The organism is Gemmiger sp., assembly GCF_057431175.1.
Genome location: NZ_DBMDDV010000002.1, coordinates 128,897 through 146,219 on the forward strand (window position 1 = coordinate 128,897; position 17,323 = coordinate 146,219).

A 17,323-nucleotide genomic window follows, 5' to 3' on the forward strand; every position below is an offset into this window, starting at 1 on the left:
TTGTAGGGGCGGATTCCATATCCGCCCGCGGCGTTGCCCAAAGCAGAACGGGCGCATATGGAATCCGCCCCTATGGTCGTAGAGAAATTTTGAAGCGATGCGCCGGCACCGCGAACCACCATTTTTATTATCTATTATCTTTTATCTAAAAAGGAGCTTCTTATGAGCAAGCTGCATTTGATTTTACCCATGGCCGGGCGGGGAAGCCGATTTTTTGAAAATGGGTTCGTCTGCCCGAAACCGCTGATTGAAATTGGCGGCAAGCCGTTCTTTTACTGGGCGACGCGAAGCGTGGAAAAATATGTGGACTGCGCCGATATCACCTTTGTTGTGCTGGAAGAACACATCCGAGACTTTGGCATCGACGCCAAAATTAAACAGTATTGGCCCGAGGCACGCATCATTGCCCTGCCAGAAGTGACTGAGGGTGCGGCGATCACGGCGCTGAAGGGCTGCGAGGGGCTGCCCGACGGTGAGCCGATCCTGTTCAATGACTGCGACCACCTGTTTATCTGCAGCGCGTTCAATGCGTTCTGCGAAAAGGGCGACTTTGCCGACGGCCCGGCGGGGGCGCTGCTGACGTTTGAGAGCGATTCCCCGGCATACAGCTACTTGCAGTACGGCGCGGACGGCAATGTCTGCCACACGGTGGAAAAGCAGGTCGTCAGCCACGACGCGATTTGTGGAGCGTACTATTTCAAAGACAAAAAAACCTACGCCGACGCCTGCGCCGAGTACCTGAAAAACTGCGAATACAAGGAGTTTTTTGTCTCCGGCATCTACAATGTGCTGGCGGCGCAGGGCGCAAAAATCGCGGGCTTTGCCTGCGACCTGCACCTGCCTTTCGGCACGCCGGACGAGTACCGCACCGCCGAAGCGCCTGAAAATCGCGCCGGGTTTGACGAGCTTGTCTGACGCAAAGGAGTACGAATGAAGATACCTGCAAAAAAGCGGACGGCGCTGGAACTGTTGGCGGCGGTGCTGTGGTGCCTGGTGACGCTGGGAACGGACAGGCTGTTTTTTAAATATGACTGGAAAACGCCGGCATTTTTCGTCTACAAGGCGTTGTTTGTGCTGCTGGCGTTTTTGCTGGTCCACGGCGTTGTGACGCTGGTGCAGAAAGTGCGGGCGGGGAACAGCTTTGCCCGGCGCTGGCTGGCCTGGACGCTGCCGTACCTGGCCGTGAACTTGGTGGTGCTGCTCATCGTCTGGCCCGGTATCTGGGGCAACGACGACTTGGCGGTGCTGTCTCTGGCGCGGACGCTGCAGCCAAACTCCTGGCAACACTTTCTGACCAGCGGGGCGTTTATTCTTTCACTGATGTTCGTGCCGATGCCCGGCGGCGTGGTGTTGGTGCAGAATCTGCTTATTAGCGCCATTGTAGGCAGCTTTGCGGCTGCGGCGCAGGATCTGACCGAAAAGCGGCTGGGCCATGCCGTGAAGCCGGCGTGGTTCGCCATTGTCTACCTGCCGTTTCTGCTTCCGCCGGTCGTTATGCACACGCAGCAGCCCTTCCGCACCACATGGTCCGGCTGGACAGAGCTGTTCCTTGTGTTTATGCTGGTGGCAATGTACCTGCGGGGCACAAAGCTGAACAAGAAGGAACTGTGCGCCATCGTTGTGCTGGGCACGCTGGCGGTATCCTGGCGCAGCGAGTGCGTCTACTACCTGGCGGCCATCCCGGTATTGCTGCTGGTGATGTGCGCCCGGAAGCTGCTGCGCCCCACGGCGGTGGCGGCGGCCACCGTGCTGGTGTTTGCCGGGTATCTGGCCTGCTCACGCTACACAAGCACCCTGATGGGTGAGGCGTGGCAATATAAGATGATCGCGCTGTGCTACCAGACGGCGTCGCTGGTGCAGGATGCTGACCCGGTGGCGGATGCGGACGAGCTGGCCGCCATCGACCGAGTGTTTGATGTGACGTACTGCCGCGAAAATTCCAATATCCACGGCCCGGAAATGCGCACGAATATGACGCGCGAGACAGGCGTGACCGAGGAGGATTGGAGCGCCTGTCAGAAGGCATTTTTCAAGCTGGCGCTGAAATACCCCAAGAGCCTGCTACGCGAGCGGATGGGCGTGTTCTACAACACGCTGCGTCAGCGCAAGACCGGTATGTCGAACCAGAAGATCGTGTTTTCCTCGTCGTTCCTGCTGTACGATGCCGAGCCGACAAAAGCCGACCAAAAGGAGTTCTTTGCGGACAGCGTGGCGGTGCAGCCCTTGAATAAAGAACTGCGCAGGGCGTTTATCATCAAGGTGGCAAACGGCGACGGGATAATCGACTGGACCTGGTGGATGCTGCCGCCCTTTGTGCTGTTGTTTGCGGCAGTTATCGTGCTGCTGGTGCAGCGGAAGTGGATGCTGTTTTTCGCGGCGGGGACTTTCTTTGCGCGGATACCGCTGGTATTCCTGACCGCGCCGGATACCTACTTTTTGTACTATCTGACGCCGTTTATCGCCGGTTACGCCGTGGCGGCCGCCGGGGTGCTGTATGCGGTGATGAAACATAAAAGCAAAAGAGGACGTCTTTTATGATGAAAAGAAAGAAGCACACCCTGTGGCTGGAACTGGGCGGTGCGGTACTGTGGTGCCTGGTGACGCTGTTCACGGATAAGCTGTTTTTCTGGTATGATTGGCACAGCTGGCGCTTTTTTGCCTATAAGGCGCTGTTTATTCTGGCGGCGTTCGGGGTCATCCACGGCGTCGTGACGCTGGTGCAGAAGGTGCGCGAGAAGGACAGCTTTACGTTGCGATGGCTGCGGTGGACACTGCCGTATCTGGCGGTCACACTGCTGCTTCTGCTGGTGCTGTGGCCGGGCATCTGGGGCAACGACGATAAAACGATTCTGGATTACGCGCGCACGTTGGAGCCGTTTGCGTGGCATCACTTTTTGACGTCGGTGTGGTTTATCATTTCACTGATGTTTTTGCCGATGGTGGGCGGCATTGTGCTGATCCAGACGATACTCATTGCGGGAATCGTCGGGCTGTTTATCGCAGAGGCACAGACGCTGGCTGAACAGCGGCTGCAAAAGCCCCTGAAATCGGGCTGGTTTGTGTTGCTGTACCTGCCGTTCTTGCTGCCGCCGGTCGTAATGCACGATATGCAGCTGTTCCGCATGGTCTACTCAAACTGGGTGGAGCTGCTGGTGCTGTTTTTGCTGGTGCGGTGGTACCTGCGTAACACGGCAATCAAGCGCTGGGAGCTTGTACTTTTTGCGGTTCTGGGCGCGGTGGCTGCGGCATGGCGCAGCGAGGCTATTTACTATGCGGCGGCACTGCCGATACTGTTGCTGATTTTAATGCGTAAGGGGCTGCTGAAACCCATCGCGGCAGGGGCGGCCAGCGCGGTCATTGTGGTGGGTGCGCTGGCTTGCTCCCGCTATAATGCGAGCCTGATGGGAAATGATTTGCAGTACCAGACGTTGGCGCTGTGCAGCCAGGCGGCGGCACTGGTGCAGGATGCGGACCCGGTTTCCGATGTGGAAGAATTTGCCATGATCGACAACGTGTATTCCGTCCAGAAATGCCGGGAAAACAGCAACCTGCATAAGAGCGACCTCTTTGGAGCGGTCGTACAGCCGAACCTGACGGAGGAGGGCTGGAGCGCCTGCAAGAAAGGCATTGTGAAGCTGGCGCTTAAATATCCCAAATCGCTGCTGCGGGAGCGCCTGGGCATGTTCCGGGCGACGATGCAGGCGGACTACGGGGGTTCCCGCCAGAAGGATTTCTTTGGATTTGCTTATGTCTGCTACGATTTGGATGGCTATTACCTGACCAGCATTGAGCGTGCCGGAAAAATCGCCTACCAGAGTCCGCTGGCATTTCCTATCAACCAAGACCTGCGCAAGGCGGTTATTGGCACGATGGTGTATGACACCGAGACGCCGCTGGGCAAGCTGATTTCGACCACATGGTTCATGCTGCCGCCGCTGCTGCTTTTGTTTGTGGAGGCGCTGGTGCTGGCGGTACGAAAAAAGTGGTTCCTGTTCCTGGTGACAGGCACACTTTGCCTACGTGTTGTGCTGGTGTTTTTGACGGCACCGGACTCGTTCTTTATGTATTATCTGACGCCCTACATTGCAGGCTATGCAATCGCGGCGGCGGGCGTTGTCTATGAAGTGATGCGCCGGAAATTGAAAGTGGAAAGGAATCCTGGGTGATGAGGACACTGTATTTACTGCTGGCTTTGGCGCTGGTGCTGGTGGGCCATACCTTCCGCCTGCTGCGGTGGGAGCAGTTCATCCGCATTTATGAGCGGCCGATGCGTGGGCGGATGCTGCGCGGTATGGCGGGCGGCTATGCGCTGAACTTTGTGCTGCCGTTCCACCTGGGCGATGTGTTCCGCGCGGTGTTCACCGGGCGGAGGATGAAGAGCGGCATCGGGTTCAGCCTGGCTACCGTCATTATGGACCGTTTTCTGGATGTGTGGTTCGTGGCGCTGGGGTTCATCGGTTTCTGGGCTGCCGGGTTTGGCGGCGAGGTCGTACACCGCGCGGCGCGGTATTACTTGGTGTTCTCGCTGGTGCTGGCCGTGGGGCTGGTGCTGGTGGTGTTGCTGCGCGACTGGCTGAAAAAAATCTGTCTGGCGTTCTGCGGTATCTTCAACGATACGCTGAAATTGGATGGCATGATGTTCTTTTGGAGCCTCATCAACACCTTCAAGGACCTGGGCCGCGTCAAGATCGGGCGGCTTGTGGTGAACACACTGGTCATGTGGGCGGCGTACCTGGGTTCCTATGGGGCGCTGGCGGCGGCGCTGACGGCGGCGGGCCAGCCGATGCAGCTGGTGGATGTGTTTGACCTGCTGTTTGGCCGCAACGCGGCAGATTTGGCGGCGCTGCTGCCCGGCGGGATGCTGGGCGGTGCGGCCCCGATGGTGCGCGGCTTGTTGGTGCTGTGGTCGGTGCTGCCGCTGGTCATCATGTGGGCGGCGACGCTGCTGCCCGAAACGGTGCGCGGCGCAGTGAATCACGCTACCCAGGCGGCCCCGGTGGGGGAAAATTACTTAAATCTGCTGCCCCAGGCCGACGAGCACGACCGCGCGGCGTTTTTGAGCAAGTATTTCGGCCTGGAAAACAAGGATTATGTCAAGCGGTTCTTGCAGATGAACCGGGATATCACGATTTTGCAGGACTATTCGGCGGGATCCAACGCCACGACGATGCTCTGCATGGACAAGGAAACGACGTTCTACCGCAAATATGCCTTTGGCAAGGACGGTGACAAGCTGGCTGAGCAGCTGGATTGGCTGCGGTCGCAGCAGAGCCGACTGCCGCTATGTGATATCCTGCGCAGCGGCGAGGACGACGGTTATTGCTGGTATGACATGACATACAGCCCGCAGGCGGTGGGTATGTTCCGCTACCTGCACTCCAACCCCGTGGCGAACAGCCAGCGCATTTTGCGGGAAGTACTGGACACGCTGGAAGAAAAGCTCTACAAGCCCACGGCCTGCCCGGCAGATGCGGAAAAAATTGAGCGGTACATCGAAACAAAAGTGGACGGAAACCTGAAAAAGCTGCACGACGACCGCATCTTGCGGGAATTGATGGGCTATGACACGCTGCGCATCAACGGCACGACCTACCGCAACCTGAACCAGTTGGGGTGGATGTTCGACCATGAGCGACTGCGCAAGCTGTTTGCGGGGGACCCGGTGGGCACCATCCACGGCGATTTGACCATTGAAAACATCATCTGCCGCACTGACACGGACGGATGGTACCTCATCGACCCGAACACTGGCAACTTGCACGAAAGTCCGTTCCTGGATTATGGCAAACTGCTGCAAAGCCTGCACGGCAGCTATGAGTTCATGATGAAAACACCCCGGGTGACGGTGCAGGATGACCGCATCGACTTCCAGCTGACGCGGTCGGCGGCCTATGACGCGCTGCTGACGGCCATGCTGGACGACCTGAAAGCCCGCTACCCGCGGGAGCAGGTGGAGAGCATCCTGATGCACGAGGTTGTCCACTGGCTGCGGCTGATGCCCTACAAGCTGGCGAAGGACCGCAAACGCGCGCCGATGTTCTACGCCGGGCTGGTGATGGTGGCCAACGATGTGGCCGATTTTGTACAGGGAGAGGGAAAACTATGCTGATCTGTGTGGACCTGGACGGCACGCTGCTGGACACCGTACCCGCCAACGCGGCGTCCTACCGCGCGGCGCTGGAAGAGCTGGGCTTTACCGTGACCGATGAATACTACGCCGAGCGCTGCAACGGCGGGCACTACACGCGGTTTTTGCCGCCGCTGATGGGCGGTACACCCAGCACCGCCGATGTAGAGCGGGTACACGACCGCAAAAAGGCGCTGTACAGTGACTTTTTGGACGTGGTGCGGCCTAATACGGCGTTGATGGAGATACTGCGCACGATGCAGGCCGCCGGGCATGACCTGGCCTGTGTGACCACCGGAAGCAAGCAGAACGCCACCGAGGTGCTGGAGCATTTCGGTGTACGGGAACTGTTTGGGCTGATCGTGACCGGCGAGGACGTGGAAAAGCAGAAGCCCGACCCTGAAGGATATTGCAAGGCGATGGCACATTTCCGCGTGACACCTGCCGAGACGATGATTTTTGAGGATTCGGGCATTGGGCTGGAAGCAGCCAAGGCCAGCGGAGCGACCGTATTTAGGGTGGAGCAGTTCTAAGGCAACACCGCACAATTCCCGCCTTACGGCTTAAGCACCGCTCCGGCGGCTGCGGAAAGGCCCGGCAAAGCCCCTCCGCCTTCACTTCGCTCGGCATCTCTCCTGGGGGGCGTCAAGGACGCTGCCACCTACAACAAAAAACAGCCCTTGAGGAACTTATCCTCAAGGGCTGTTGGGTTATTTTGGGGAAATTACTTGTTTTCGGGGCGGACCATCTCGCGGATGACGTTGACGATGTTCTCGGCGGAGAGGCCGTAGTCACGCAGGACCTCGTTCGCGGGGCCGGAGTGGCCGAACTGATCCTGGACGCCGATGCGACGCACGACGCAGGGCAGCTTCTCGCTGACAACAGCGCAGACAGCCTCGCCCAGGCCGCCAATGACGCTGTGCTCCTCGACGGTGATGATGCGGCCGCATTCGCGGGCGGCGGTCAGGATGAGCTCCTCATCGATGGGCTTGATGGTGGGCATATTGATGACGCGGACGTTCATGCCCTGGCGCTTGGCCAGCACGGCGGCGCGCAGTGCCTCGTTGGTCATCAGGCCGGTGGAGATGACGGCGATGTCGTAACCGTCGGTCAGCTTCTCGCCCTTGCCGATCTCGAACTCATAGGTCTCCGGGTCATGGAAAACCGGTGTGGCCAGGCGGGAAAAGCGCAGGTAGACAGGGCCCTGGTAGTTGTAGGCGGCGATAACGGCAGCGCGGGCCTCGACATCGTCGGCCGGGCTGATGACGACCATTCCGGGGATGGAGCGCATCAGGGCGATATCCTCGCAGCACTGGTGGGAGGCGCCGTCCTCACCGACAGACAGGCCGGCGTGGGTGGCGGCAATCTTCACGTTCAGGTGCGGGTAGCCGATGGAGTTGCGAATCTGCTCAAAGCCGCGGCCTGCCACGAACATGGCGAAGCTGGAAACAAAGGGCACATAGCCCATCGTGGACATACCGGCGGCGACGCCCACCATGTTCTGCTCGGCAATGCCGCAGTCAAAGTGGCGCTCGGGGTAAGCCTTGCGGAAAATCTCGGTCTTGGTGGCGGCGGCCAGGTCGGCGTCAAAAACCACCAGATTGTCAGCGCCCTGCTGGGCCAGCTCTACCAGCGTATTGCCGTAGCTGACGCGGGTAGCAATTTTCTTGATATCAGCCATTGTTGAACTCGATCTCCTTTTCCAGCGAAGCGTGAGCGGCGCGCAGCTCAGTCATTGCCTGTGCATATTCCTCGTCGTTGGGGGCTTTACCGTGCCAGTCAACGGCATTTTCCATGTAGCTGACGCCCAGACCTTTGGTGGTGCGCAGCAGGAAGCAGGTGGGTTTGCCGCTGCCGTGGGACAGGTCAAACATCTTGAAAGCCTGCTCCAAATCGGAAAAAGAGTTGCCGTTGCAGACGATGGTGTTGAAGCCGAAGGCATCCATCTTCTTGTCCAGCGGCTCAGAGTTCATGACGTCGCGGGTCGCGCCATCGATCTGCAGGCCGTTGACATCGACCATGATGCACAGGTTATCCAGCTTGTAGTGGTTGGCAAACATGAAAGCCTCCCAGCACTCGCCTTCCTCGATCTCGCCGTCACCCAGCAGGGTGTAGACGTTGATGTCGGAGCCGCTCTGCTTGGCGGCCAGCGCCATGCCGCAGGCGGCGGAAACGCCCTGGCCCAGGCTGCCGGTGCTCATATCGACGCCGGGCACGGTGTTCATGTTGGGGTGGCCCTGCAGATAGCTGTTGGAATGGCGCAGCGTGGGCAGGTCAGCGACCGGGAAGAAGCCGCGCTCCGCCAGCGTGGCATACAGGCCGGGGGCGCAGTGGCCCTTGCTCAGCACAAAACGATCCCGGTTGGGATCCTGGGGCTGTTCGGGGTCAATGCGCATCTCACGGAAATACAGGTAAGTAAGGACGTCCGCCGCGGACAGGCTGCCGCCCGGATGACCGCACCCGGCACCGTGGGTGGCTTCGATCACACCCATGCGCACGCGGGTCGCAGTCAGTTTCAACTGCAGCGTTTCCAGTTTTGTCATAGCTAAGCTCCTCCGGTCACTAATGCTGAAATTGGGCAGTATTGAGAGATACTGCTACACAATATACTACTATATATTATACACGTTTCGTAAAATCTCGCAACATTTTTTTACAAATTTCGTGGAAAATCAGCCCCTTTGCATCCAAAGTGCAAAAAGTGAGGGACAGCAAAGCCTTTTGTTATGCGGTCTTTGTGCGTTGTGCCAAAAAATGGGGCGAATCGTACATAAACTACGGCGAAAAATACCTTGCGCCCGGCCGGATTTTATGGCATAATTGGGGTACAGCCGCGGTGCGGGACGCCATGATGTGGCACATCCGCCCGGCCCACACTACTATATCTGGGAGGGAAAGAGCGTGCCCAATGGAATTTATATCCAGACTGAGTACCACGGCAAACTTATCCGCAAAATCGTCTGCAATGGGGACGAGCGCTGGTTTATCGGCTCCAACTGCGCCGTGACGTTTCTGTCTATGACGGACTGCATGGCTGCCATTGACCGTCTGTAAGAAATTCTGAATGCAAGGCCGCACGCCGTCCCCTCTGTGGGATGGGTGCGGCCTTTTTTGCTATTGAGGTGTGCTTATGAAAAAACGGAATTGGCGGCTGATGCTGCGCAGGGTGCTGAACCTGGTGTTCAGCCGCCTGGTCATCACGATAACACTGGTGCTGCTGCAAGTGTTCTGGCTGTTCTCGGTGTTCCACTGGCTCGACGCCTATTCGACTTGGCTCAACGGCGTGGGGCTGGCGCTCAGCGTCATTATGTGCCTGGCGCTTATCCGGCAGGATTCCACCGCGCCGGAGTTTAAAATCAGCTGGATGATCATTTTTATGCTTATGCCGGTACAGGGCGGGCTGCTCTACCTGCTGTGGGGCAACAAGCGCCCGGCGCTGGGCCTGCGCCACCGGCTGGAACGCGCCGAGACCGCCATGGCCCACACCCGGCGCGAGGACCCTGCCGCTGTGGCCGCCCTGCGGGAGCAGAACCCCCGCGCGGCCGAGACAGCGCGCTATCTGCACGACTACGCCCCCGCGCCGTTGTGCGGGGACACAGCGGTGAAATACTACCCCGATGGCCAGAGTATGTTTGCCGATATGCTGCCCGCGCTGCAAAGTGCCGAGCACAGCATCTATGTGGAGAGCTTTATCATCGGCATGGGCGAGATGTGGGGGCAAATTCACGAGATCCTGCGCCAGAAAGCCGCCGCAGGGCTGGACGTGCGGGTTATCTACGACGATGCGGGCTGCCTGAGCCTGCTGCCCCACAACTACGCTGAAATGATGCGGGCCGACGGCATCCGGGCGTTCAGCTTCAACCGCTGCGTGCCGCTGCTGAATTTGGTCATGAACAACCGCGACCACCGAAAGATCATGGTCATTGACGGCAAAATCGGCTTTACCGGCGGCGTGAACCTGGCGGACGAGTATATCAACAAATTGGAGCGGTTCGGCTACTGGAAGGACAGCGGCGTGCGGCTGGAAGGCCCCGGTGCGACTGCGCTGGCGAACATCTTTTTGACGTTCTGGAAGGCGCAGTACCCCGACGAGGAAATCGACATGGACCGCGACCTGCCGCTGGCCGCGCCGGTCAAAACGGATTGCCTGGTGCAGCCCTTCGCCGACAGCCCGGTGGACCGCGAGGCCGTGGCGAAAAACGTCTACCTGGAACTTATCAACCAGGCGCAGCGGCGGCTGTACATCTGCACGCCGTACCTGATACTGGATAACGACCTGCTGACCTGTCTGCGGCTGGCAGCCAAGCGCGGCGTGGATGTGCGCATCTACACGCCCGGCGTGCCCGACAAGCCGACAATTTATCAGCTGACGCGGAGTTATTTCCCGCATCTTTTGCGGGCGGGGGTAAAGATTTACAGCTACACGCCGGGCTTTTTGCACGCCAAAACCTGGCTGGTGGACGACCGCATTGCGGCAGTGGGTACCGTGAACCTGGATTATCGCAGTTTGTATTTACACTTTGAGAACAGTGTGCTGATCTACGGCGGGGCTGTGCTGGAAGATGTGCGGAAAGATTTGGCGGAAATTGAGCGGGAGAGCAAAGAGGTGACGCTGGGGGATTGCCGCACCGGGTTTGTGGGGACAATGTATAGTGCGGTGCTGAGGTTGGTGGCACCGTTGTGCTGAGGAAGAACGCTTTGCAGGGGCGAACAATGTTCGCCCCTGCAATTTTTTATGTGTATCGGCTTTCTACGGCTTCTATAAATTTTACGGGGTCGATCATGCGGGCACCGTCGGCGGTTGGGGCTGCGGTGGAGACAAGCAGGGTAAGCATTTCCTCATTGGTGAGGGCGGGGGCGACCTGCCAGCCCAGCGCCATTACTCCGACGCAGTAGGGAATGCCCCAGCTCAAGCCGCCCTGCACGTCATATCGGTAGCCGCACTGCCCGGAAATGTATTCCTCGGCTACGGTGCGGTAGGCGCAGGGCACGCCCACATAGTTTGGATTTTTCCTGGCGAGGGGTGTGATAAGGAAAGCCCCGGGCTGGCCCATCCGGCAGGCTGCTGGGTTATCCCGCTGGGCTGGGTCGAAGGCGGCAAGACCCGGCACGAAACGCGCGGAGCCTGCGCATGCGCCTTGCACGGTCAGTACCAGAAGGCCCGCGTCCTCGGCGTCGGAAAGAGCCGCCTGCCAGAGGTCGGCGTTTTCAAAAAAATTGGCATTCCCCGGATTGGCAGACACCGACACGGCACGAATTTTTTCGCTCTCCGGCAGGGTATCATTTAAGGCAAGGATGTAATGAAGGGCGTCGGCGTAGGGGCGGCTGTCGGCTGTGCCGGGCGTGACCGCGTAATAGATATGTGCGCCCGGCGCAACGCCGATCGTTTTTCCCGCCAGAATGCTGGCCACGGCGGGGCCGTGCATGGTGCCCTCGTCCGTGTAGCCGCCTGCGTCGTAATAGTCAACGATGGCGTCGGAAATTTCGGGATGGTCCGTCAGCAGTGGCTGGTCGATGATGGCAACATTGACGCCCTGCCCGGTGATGCTGCGGGCCTGCAGTGACCGCACACCGAGGCCGGGGTCTCTGCCCGCTTCCAGTAATGCGGCGGTTTCCTCCTCAGTCCCGGCAAGGACGGTGCGGTCATTGAAAGAGTAGGTGTTGAGGCTGAGGCGATCGTATTCGTCCGGTTGGTAGGTCTGCTTTTGATGCGCGGCGTCCCAAGACAGTTCCGGCAGGTAGGATAGGTCGCTGTACGGGGCCGGGACGGAGAAGGGCACCGTGGTGGGTGTCGCTGCGGGTGCTTCGGTCGGCGCAGGCGAGGCCGCGGGGACGGAGGTTTGCGCGGCCGTGCAGGCAGTCAGCGCCAGCAGACAGGCGGTGAGGAGAAAAAAGCGTTTCATGGAGAGATCCCTCGCTATAAAAAGGTCAGGAGCCGCTGGGGCCGCGGGAACTGACGCTTGCAGGCGGGGCGGCGGTGTAAAAGGCGGTGCCATTTACGGTGCTCTGTGTCATGCCGACGAGGTCGAGCAGCTGGTTTTCCGTGTAGGGGGTAGCGTCCAGCTTAGGGGACGTGCAGCGGTAGACGCCGTCGGAGACCGAGAGGATACCACGCTTTGACAGGCGGGCCAGCGATTTTTCCAGCATCTGTGAGTCGCAGGGATAGCCCTTTTCGGTGAGGGCCGCCGCGAGCTGAGCGGCGGTGCGCGGCTTATCCCTGAGCAGGAGGGCCAGGGCGAGCTGCTGCCCCCGGAGGCGGTATGGGAGCAGACCGCAGCGGAGCCAAATACCTTTTGCACACTTCATGTTGGAACACTCCCTTTTTCTCGTAGTATCGTCATCGTAGCATGGATAGGAGCGGGTGTCAAGCACGGGAAATGAAACATGGAGTAGAAGTCCTTTTTTTGGTACTGCCAAAAAGAAAATGCGGAAAAGCTATTGACAACTGATGGTTGTTGATATAGGATGGAGATAACCAACAAAGCCTGACAGGGAAGCGAAATGTGCAAATAAGGGAGGACGGACAATGACATACCAAGAAAAGATGAAGTGGCTGGGGCGGTATCAGGCGGCGCTGAGCTACCAGCATATGCTGGAGGATGAGATCGAGGTCCTGCGCAGCGATGCCGAGCGTGTGACCACCTGCATGAGCGGGATGCCCGGGCGCGGCGGGCCGAACGTCAACCGGCTGCCGCGGGCGGTGGAACGCATCGAAAAGGCGCAGAAAAAGCTGGCGCAGCAGCTGGACAGCTGCCTGGAAACGCGGATGGAAGTCATGCACAGCATCATGGCCCTGGGCGATACCGCCGAGCAGGAAGTACTGCGCCGCCGCTATGTGATGGGCCAGAGCTACACCGACATTGCCAATGCGATGGGCGTAGTGCAGCGCCGGGTCTACCAGCTGCACAAGGCGGGTGTGGAGAAGGTGGAGCTGCGGAGCTGAAAACATTTCAGTAAATTTCGCAAAGGTTTCGCGGAATTTCATTGCATTTCACAACTAACGGTGGTAACATGGTAGCATCGAAACTCGTGAGAGGAACCAAATCCTCCCGCGAGTTTTTTTATGCCCAAAAGGAGGGATGCCGTTGTGCGAAATCAATGAAGAGCACGTCCTGGACGAGCTGGCGGAGATCGCCTTTGCCACCCCCGGCGAGGAGGGCGGCCTGCCGGTCAAGGTGGCCGACAAGCTGCGGGCGCTGGAGATGCTGTACAAGCATCTGGGTCTGGGCGACGGCGCGAAGGATGAGGGGGTGGTCATTGTGGATGAGTAAAGACAGAAGAAAGAAAAGAGAGGGGGCGCGGGGGTGAAGATCCGGCTGAAAGAGAAGATACCGGCGGTGTTCTGGCCGGTGCATCAGGCGATACGGCGCGGCGAGGTGACGGAGGTCGTGGCCAAGGGTGGGCGCGGGTCGGGCAAGTCAAGCTATCTTTCGATGGAGCTGGTCTGGCAGCTGCTGCGCCACCCGGACTGCCACGCCGTGGTGCTGCGCAAAGTGGGCGGCACACTGCGCAACAGCGTGTACAACCAGATCGTATGGGCCATCGGCGAGCTGGGCTGCGCGGGGTATTTCCGTTGTACGGTCAGCCCGATGGAGTGTACCTACCTGCCCACCGGGCAGAAGATTTTGTTCTTCGGGTTGGATGACCCGGGCAAGCTCAAAAGTCTCAAGCTGCCGTTTGGCGCTGTCGGGCTTTGTTGGTTTGAGGAGCTTGACCAGTTCGACGGTCCCGAGGAAGTGCGCAACGTCGAGCAGACTGTCCTGCGCGGCGGCAGCTGGAACCTGACGCTGAAAAGCTTCAATCCGCCCGCCATGGCCCGGAACTGGGCCAACCGCTACGCGCTGGAGCAGCGCCCCGGCAAGCTGGTCCACCACTCCACCTACCGCGATCTGCCGCAGGAAATGCTGGGCGCACGGTTCTGGGCCGACGCCGAACACCTGCAAAGGACGAACCCGGCGGCCTATCGCCACGAGTACGGCGGCGAGGTCGTGGGCAGCGGCGCGGCGGTGTTTGAGAACTTGCAGCTGCGGGCCGTGACGGATGCCGAGATCGAGCGGTTCGACCGGGTGTACCACGGCGTGGACTGGGGCTGGTACCCCGACCCCTGGGCCTACAATGCGGTGTATTATGACGCCGCGCGGCGCACGCTGGTGATTTTTGACGAACTGACGCGGAACCGCACGCCCAACCGCGAGACGGCCCAGCTGCTGGTGGAGCGTGGCCTGACCGACCCGGACAGCGGCACACTGACGGCGGACGCCGCCGAGCCGAAATCCTGCGCCGACTACCGCGCCGCCGGACTGCCCTGCCGCGCGGCTCAGAAAGGCCCCGGCAGTGTGCGGCAAAGCATGAAATGGCTGCAAGGGCTGGCGGCTATCGTCATTGACCCGGTGCGCTGCCCGGCCACGGCGGCGGAGTTCAGCGAGTACGAGTACGACCGCGACCCCCGCACCGGCGAGGTACTGGCGGGCTACCCGGATGTGAACAACCACCACATTGACGCGGTGCGGTACGCAGTGGAAGGGGTGTGGAGGAGGAGAGGGGCGTGAAAAGGCGCAGAGAATGCAGGGGCCGCCTATGTGCGGCCCGCAAGTGTAAGGCAGACGACCGCTTATGGGAAAGCGGAGGGCCGGGTATGCCCGACCCCTACGAAGCAGGGAAGGGGAGGCAAAGAGATTTGAAAGGAGAGGATGAATTGCAATCGTATCTGGAACAAGCGTTTGGAAAAAGTGACGTTACATCGGTGAAGATGCGGGCGGCACTGCGGGAGTGGCTGGACTTGTACTACGGCACGCCCCGCGCGGGCGAGGACGCTGCGCCTCGGCTGGCGGCGCTGATCGTGGGCAAATTATGCCGCACCGTTTTTGCCGAGTACGAGACCCGGCTGCCCGAAAACGCCGGGCAGCCTATGCGGTGCAGCCTGGCTGCACTGAACGCCATCGCAAAGCCCGCCATGCAGTACGCACTGGTGGGCGGTGAATGCCTGCTGAAACCTGTACCGAAGGACGGCGCATTCGACTTTGTACCCATCCGGCGCGACTGCTATGTGCCACTGGCGCGGGATGCCCACGGGCGCATTCTGGCCGTGGGTACGATGGAGCGCCACAGCTGCGACGGCCGCCAATATGCGCTTCTGGAACGCCGCACGGCCGGGGCTGAGGGTCTGACCATCGAGACGCGGCTGTTTGAGCTGAACGGTCAGGCGCTGGGCCGCTGCGTGCCGCTGGCCACACTGCCCGCCTGTGCCGACCTGGTCCCCCAGCTGATGCTGCCCGGCGTGCAGGGCGTGGGGCTGGCTGTGCTGCGCACCCCGCTGATGAACTGCGTGGACGGCAGCGCCGACGCGGTGAGTATCTACGCCCCGGCGGCGGGCCTGCTGCACGCCCTGGCCCGCTGCGAGGAACAGCTGAACACCGAGTTCGCCAACGGCGCGTCCCGGGTGTTTGCGTCGGAGGACCTGCTGCGGCCCGATGCCCAGGGGCGGCGCGCGCTGCGAGATGATCTGTTCATCGGCCTGCCGGACGACCCGGCCAATGTGGGCGTGACCGTGTACAGCCCCGCCCTGCGGGAGCAAAGCTACCTGGCCCGCAAGCAGGACCTTTTGCGCGGGTGTGAGAGTCTGCTGGGGCTGCGGCGCGGTATTTTGAGCGAGACCGAAGCCAACGCCGACCCGCGCACGGCCACCGAAATTGCCGCAACGTCGGTGGACTACGATTTGACCATCCGCGATTTGCAGGGCGCGTGGGGTGCTGCGGTGCAGGACGCCATGGTGCTGTGCGGCACGCTGGGAGCCCTGTATGGACTGGAATTTCATACCGACGCCGTTGTCCCGGCTATCGACTGGGGCGACGGCGTTTTGTATGACCGGGCGCGCATCTGGGCCGAACAGCGGGAGATGGTGGACGCCGGACTTTTGCGCCCCGAGCTGGCGCTGGCCTGGTATTTTGACCTGCCCTGCGGCAGCGAGGCAGAGCTGAAGGAGGTGAGGGAGAAGTTTATGCCGAAGTGAGAGAAGAGAGAAGAAAGAAGAGGGAGGTGAGACAAGATGGACGAGCAGAGCAGGCAGACCCCCGCGCCCTATGCGGCAGGCACCGGCAGTGTGCCGGTAGCCCCCGACCGTGCCGCGTTTGACCGGATGGGATACCGCGAGCGCTTGGCACTGAAGCGGGAAAACCCGGAGGTGTATCAGGAATTGAAGAAGTAGGGGGCCATCCCCCTGCCGCGGAGGGGGATGGCCCCCCCTACAATGCGACCGAAAATGAGGCAGCTATCAAAAAGGTGAGGACCGGGTATGCCCGGCCCATACCATGTGATTATCAAAAAGGAGAAAATTTTATGTCTGATTTTATTACCAAACTGTCCGATATGATCGACCCGGAAGTCATGGGGGATATGGTGTCCGCGCGCATCCCGAAGAAGCTGCGCGTCGCACCCTTTGCTAAAATTGACGATACGTTGGCGGGCGTGCCCGGCGATACCATCACCGTGCCCGCCTACACCTACATCGGCGACGCTGCCGACGTGGCCGAGGGCGGCGAGGTCGCCATCGAGAAGATGACGACCTCCACCCGCAAGGCTACCATCAAGAAGGCCATGAAGGGCATCGGTCTGACCGACGAGGCGGTGCTGTCCGGCTATGGCAACCCGGTGGGCGAGGCCAATACCCAGCTGGCGCTGGCCATCGCTGCGAAAATCGACAGCGACTGCATGGACGCTTTGCAGACCGCGAGCCTTGTCTACGACGGCAGCAAGGAGAACATCAGCTACAACGCCATTGTGGACGCCGTGGATCTGTTTGAGGAGGAGATGGGCTGTTCCGACAAGGTGCTGTTCATCCACCCCAAGCAGGTGACCCAGCTGCGCAAGAATCCCGACTTTTTGAGCGCCGACAAGTACACCCCGGGCGTCAGCCTGACCGGCGAGATCGGCATGATTGCAGGCTGCCGCCTGGTGCCCAGCAAGAAGGTCCCGCTCACCGGCGGCGTCTACGCCTGCCCCATCGTCAAGCTGGAGGCCGACCCCGAGGTCGATGACGAGATTCCGGCCCTGACCATCTACCGCAAGCGTGAAGTCAACATCGAGACCGAACGCAAGCCCAAGACCCGCACCACCGAGATCACGGCTGATGAATTCTACGTCGCTGTGCTCTCCAACGAGGCCAAGGTGGTGCTGGCAAAGTTCAAGGCGTAAGGGGGC

The 17,323-nt window shown here is 60.2% G+C and carries 17 protein-coding genes; 13 read left to right on the forward strand and 4 right to left on the reverse strand.

Translation table 11 applies throughout. The annotated features are described in order from the left end of the window. The first annotated feature begins 162 nt into the window (after nt 1–162). The 5 genes from ACZO0A_RS01695 to ACZO0A_RS01715 are packed head-to-tail and all read left to right on the forward strand — an operon-like array spanning nt 163 to nt 6,660. Nucleotides 163–915 (forward strand): glycosyltransferase family protein, encoded by a 753-nt coding sequence (locus ACZO0A_RS01695; protein ID WP_294825741.1) that lies wholly within the window; start codon nt 163–165, stop codon nt 913–915. Between the two features lie 15 nt (nt 916–930). Beyond that, nucleotides 931–2,538, forward strand: coding sequence for a hypothetical protein (locus ACZO0A_RS01700; RefSeq protein WP_302375820.1), 1,608 nt, complete (start codon nt 931–933; stop codon nt 2,536–2,538). Continuing rightward, complete coding sequence (locus ACZO0A_RS01705; protein ID WP_294718354.1) at nt 2,535–4,166, forward strand: hypothetical protein; 1,632 nt, start codon at nt 2,535–2,537, stop codon at nt 4,164–4,166. Before ACZO0A_RS01700 ends, ACZO0A_RS01705 begins: the two co-directional genes overlap by 4 nt. Then, the gene (locus ACZO0A_RS01710; RefSeq protein ID WP_302375821.1) at nt 4,166–6,109 is read left to right on the forward strand and encodes a lysylphosphatidylglycerol synthase transmembrane domain-containing protein; all 1,944 of its coding nucleotides are present in this window, start codon (nt 4,166–4,168) and stop codon (nt 6,107–6,109) included. The genes ACZO0A_RS01705 and ACZO0A_RS01710 overlap by 1 nt, the downstream gene beginning before the upstream one ends. Next, on the forward strand, nt 6,103–6,660 hold the full coding sequence (locus ACZO0A_RS01715) for an HAD family hydrolase (RefSeq protein ID WP_215690675.1): 558 nt from the start codon (nt 6,103–6,105) through the stop codon (nt 6,658–6,660). The genes ACZO0A_RS01710 and ACZO0A_RS01715 overlap by 7 nt, the downstream gene beginning before the upstream one ends. Nucleotides 6,661–6,851: 191 nt before the next feature. On the opposite strand, the gene ACZO0A_RS01720 is transcribed toward ACZO0A_RS01715, so the two are convergent. Next, nucleotides 6,852–7,808, reverse strand: a complete 957-nt coding sequence (locus ACZO0A_RS01720) for a transketolase family protein (RefSeq protein WP_302375822.1) — start codon at nt 7,806–7,808, stop codon at nt 6,852–6,854. Beyond that, the gene (locus tag ACZO0A_RS01725; protein WP_215690685.1) at nt 7,801–8,670 is read right to left on the reverse strand and encodes a transketolase; all 870 of its coding nucleotides are present in this window, start codon (nt 8,668–8,670) and stop codon (nt 7,801–7,803) included. The genes ACZO0A_RS01720 and ACZO0A_RS01725 overlap by 8 nt, the downstream gene beginning before the upstream one ends. Before the next feature lie 358 nt (nt 8,671–9,028). On the opposite strand from ACZO0A_RS01725, the gene ACZO0A_RS01730 reads away from it, so the two are divergent. Both ACZO0A_RS01730 and cls read left to right on the forward strand, forming a co-directional pair. Next, nucleotides 9,029–9,181, forward strand: coding sequence for a hypothetical protein (locus ACZO0A_RS01730; RefSeq protein WP_215690688.1), 153 nt, complete (start codon nt 9,029–9,031; stop codon nt 9,179–9,181). A gap of 76 nt (nt 9,182–9,257) precedes the next feature. Continuing rightward, the gene (cls, locus tag ACZO0A_RS01735) at nt 9,258–10,814 is read left to right on the forward strand and encodes a cardiolipin synthase (protein ID WP_302375823.1); all 1,557 of its coding nucleotides are present in this window, start codon (nt 9,258–9,260) and stop codon (nt 10,812–10,814) included. A 46-nt stretch (nt 10,815–10,860) separates the two neighbouring features. Here the strand turns inward: cls and ACZO0A_RS01740 are convergent, their stop codons facing one another. Both ACZO0A_RS01740 and ACZO0A_RS01745 read right to left on the reverse strand, forming a co-directional pair. After that, nucleotides 10,861–12,030: a S8 family serine peptidase gene (locus ACZO0A_RS01740; RefSeq protein WP_302375824.1), complete on the reverse strand. Its 1,170-nt coding sequence runs from the start codon at nt 12,028–12,030 to the stop codon at nt 10,861–10,863. A gap of 25 nt (nt 12,031–12,055) precedes the next feature. After that, a complete protein-coding gene (locus ACZO0A_RS01745; protein ID WP_302375825.1) occupies nt 12,056–12,433 on the reverse strand; it encodes a hypothetical protein in 378 nt (125 codons plus the stop codon). Between the two features lie 220 nt (nt 12,434–12,653). Between ACZO0A_RS01745 and ACZO0A_RS01750 the strand changes: the two genes are divergently transcribed. From ACZO0A_RS01750 to ACZO0A_RS01775, 6 genes are all read left to right on the forward strand, one after another. Next, on the forward strand, nt 12,654–13,070 hold the full coding sequence (locus ACZO0A_RS01750; protein ID WP_302375826.1) for a sigma factor-like helix-turn-helix DNA-binding protein: 417 nt from the start codon (nt 12,654–12,656) through the stop codon (nt 13,068–13,070). A gap of 142 nt (nt 13,071–13,212) precedes the next feature. Then, nucleotides 13,213–13,398, forward strand: a complete 186-nt coding sequence (locus ACZO0A_RS01755; protein WP_215690698.1) for a terminase small subunit — start codon at nt 13,213–13,215, stop codon at nt 13,396–13,398. A gap of 33 nt (nt 13,399–13,431) precedes the next feature. Continuing rightward, a complete protein-coding gene (locus tag ACZO0A_RS01760) occupies nt 13,432–14,676 on the forward strand; it encodes a PBSX family phage terminase large subunit (RefSeq protein WP_291209771.1) in 1,245 nt (414 codons plus the stop codon). A gap of 86 nt (nt 14,677–14,762) precedes the next feature. Beyond that, nucleotides 14,763–16,136, forward strand: a complete 1,374-nt coding sequence (locus tag ACZO0A_RS01765; RefSeq protein WP_302375827.1) for a hypothetical protein — start codon at nt 14,763–14,765, stop codon at nt 16,134–16,136. A gap of 36 nt (nt 16,137–16,172) precedes the next feature. Then, the gene (locus ACZO0A_RS01770; RefSeq protein WP_215690708.1) at nt 16,173–16,331 is read left to right on the forward strand and encodes a hypothetical protein; all 159 of its coding nucleotides are present in this window, start codon (nt 16,173–16,175) and stop codon (nt 16,329–16,331) included. Nucleotides 16,332–16,462: 131 nt separating this feature from the next. After that, the gene (locus ACZO0A_RS01775; RefSeq protein WP_215690712.1) at nt 16,463–17,317 is read left to right on the forward strand and encodes a N4-gp56 family major capsid protein; all 855 of its coding nucleotides are present in this window, start codon (nt 16,463–16,465) and stop codon (nt 17,315–17,317) included. The last annotated feature ends 6 nt before the right edge of the window (nt 17,318–17,323 follow it).

Bases quoted from the DNA above. Each gene is read 5' to 3' on its own strand.
- ACZO0A_RS01695 (WP_294825741.1), top strand. From the start codon at position 163: ATGAGCAAGCTGCATTTGATTTTACCCATGGCCGGGCGGGGAAGCCGA.
- ACZO0A_RS01700 (WP_302375820.1), top strand. From the start codon at position 931: ATGAAGATACCTGCAAAAAAGCGGACGGCGCTGGAACTGTTGGCGGCG.
- ACZO0A_RS01705 (WP_294718354.1), top strand. From the start codon at position 2,535: ATGATGAAAAGAAAGAAGCACACCCTGTGGCTGGAACTGGGCGGTGCG.
- ACZO0A_RS01710 (WP_302375821.1), top strand. From the start codon at position 4,166: ATGAGGACACTGTATTTACTGCTGGCTTTGGCGCTGGTGCTGGTGGGC.
- ACZO0A_RS01715 (WP_215690675.1), top strand. From the start codon at position 6,103: ATGCTGATCTGTGTGGACCTGGACGGCACGCTGCTGGACACCGTACCC.
- ACZO0A_RS01720 (WP_302375822.1), bottom strand. From the start codon at position 7,808: ATGGCTGATATCAAGAAAATTGCTACCCGCGTCAGCTACGGCAATACG.
- ACZO0A_RS01725 (WP_215690685.1), bottom strand. From the start codon at position 8,670: ATGACAAAACTGGAAACGCTGCAGTTGAAACTGACTGCGACCCGCGTG.
- cls (WP_302375823.1), top strand. From the start codon at position 9,258: ATGAAAAAACGGAATTGGCGGCTGATGCTGCGCAGGGTGCTGAACCTG.
- ACZO0A_RS01740 (WP_302375824.1), bottom strand. From the start codon at position 12,030: ATGAAACGCTTTTTTCTCCTCACCGCCTGTCTGCTGGCGCTGACTGCC.
- ACZO0A_RS01745 (WP_302375825.1), bottom strand. From the start codon at position 12,433: ATGAAGTGTGCAAAAGGTATTTGGCTCCGCTGCGGTCTGCTCCCATAC.
- ACZO0A_RS01750 (WP_302375826.1), top strand. From the start codon at position 12,654: ATGACATACCAAGAAAAGATGAAGTGGCTGGGGCGGTATCAGGCGGCG.
- ACZO0A_RS01765 (WP_302375827.1), top strand. From the start codon at position 14,763: ATGCCCGACCCCTACGAAGCAGGGAAGGGGAGGCAAAGAGATTTGAAA.
- ACZO0A_RS01770 (WP_215690708.1), top strand. From the start codon at position 16,173: ATGGACGAGCAGAGCAGGCAGACCCCCGCGCCCTATGCGGCAGGCACC.
- ACZO0A_RS01775 (WP_215690712.1), top strand. From the start codon at position 16,463: ATGTCTGATTTTATTACCAAACTGTCCGATATGATCGACCCGGAAGTC.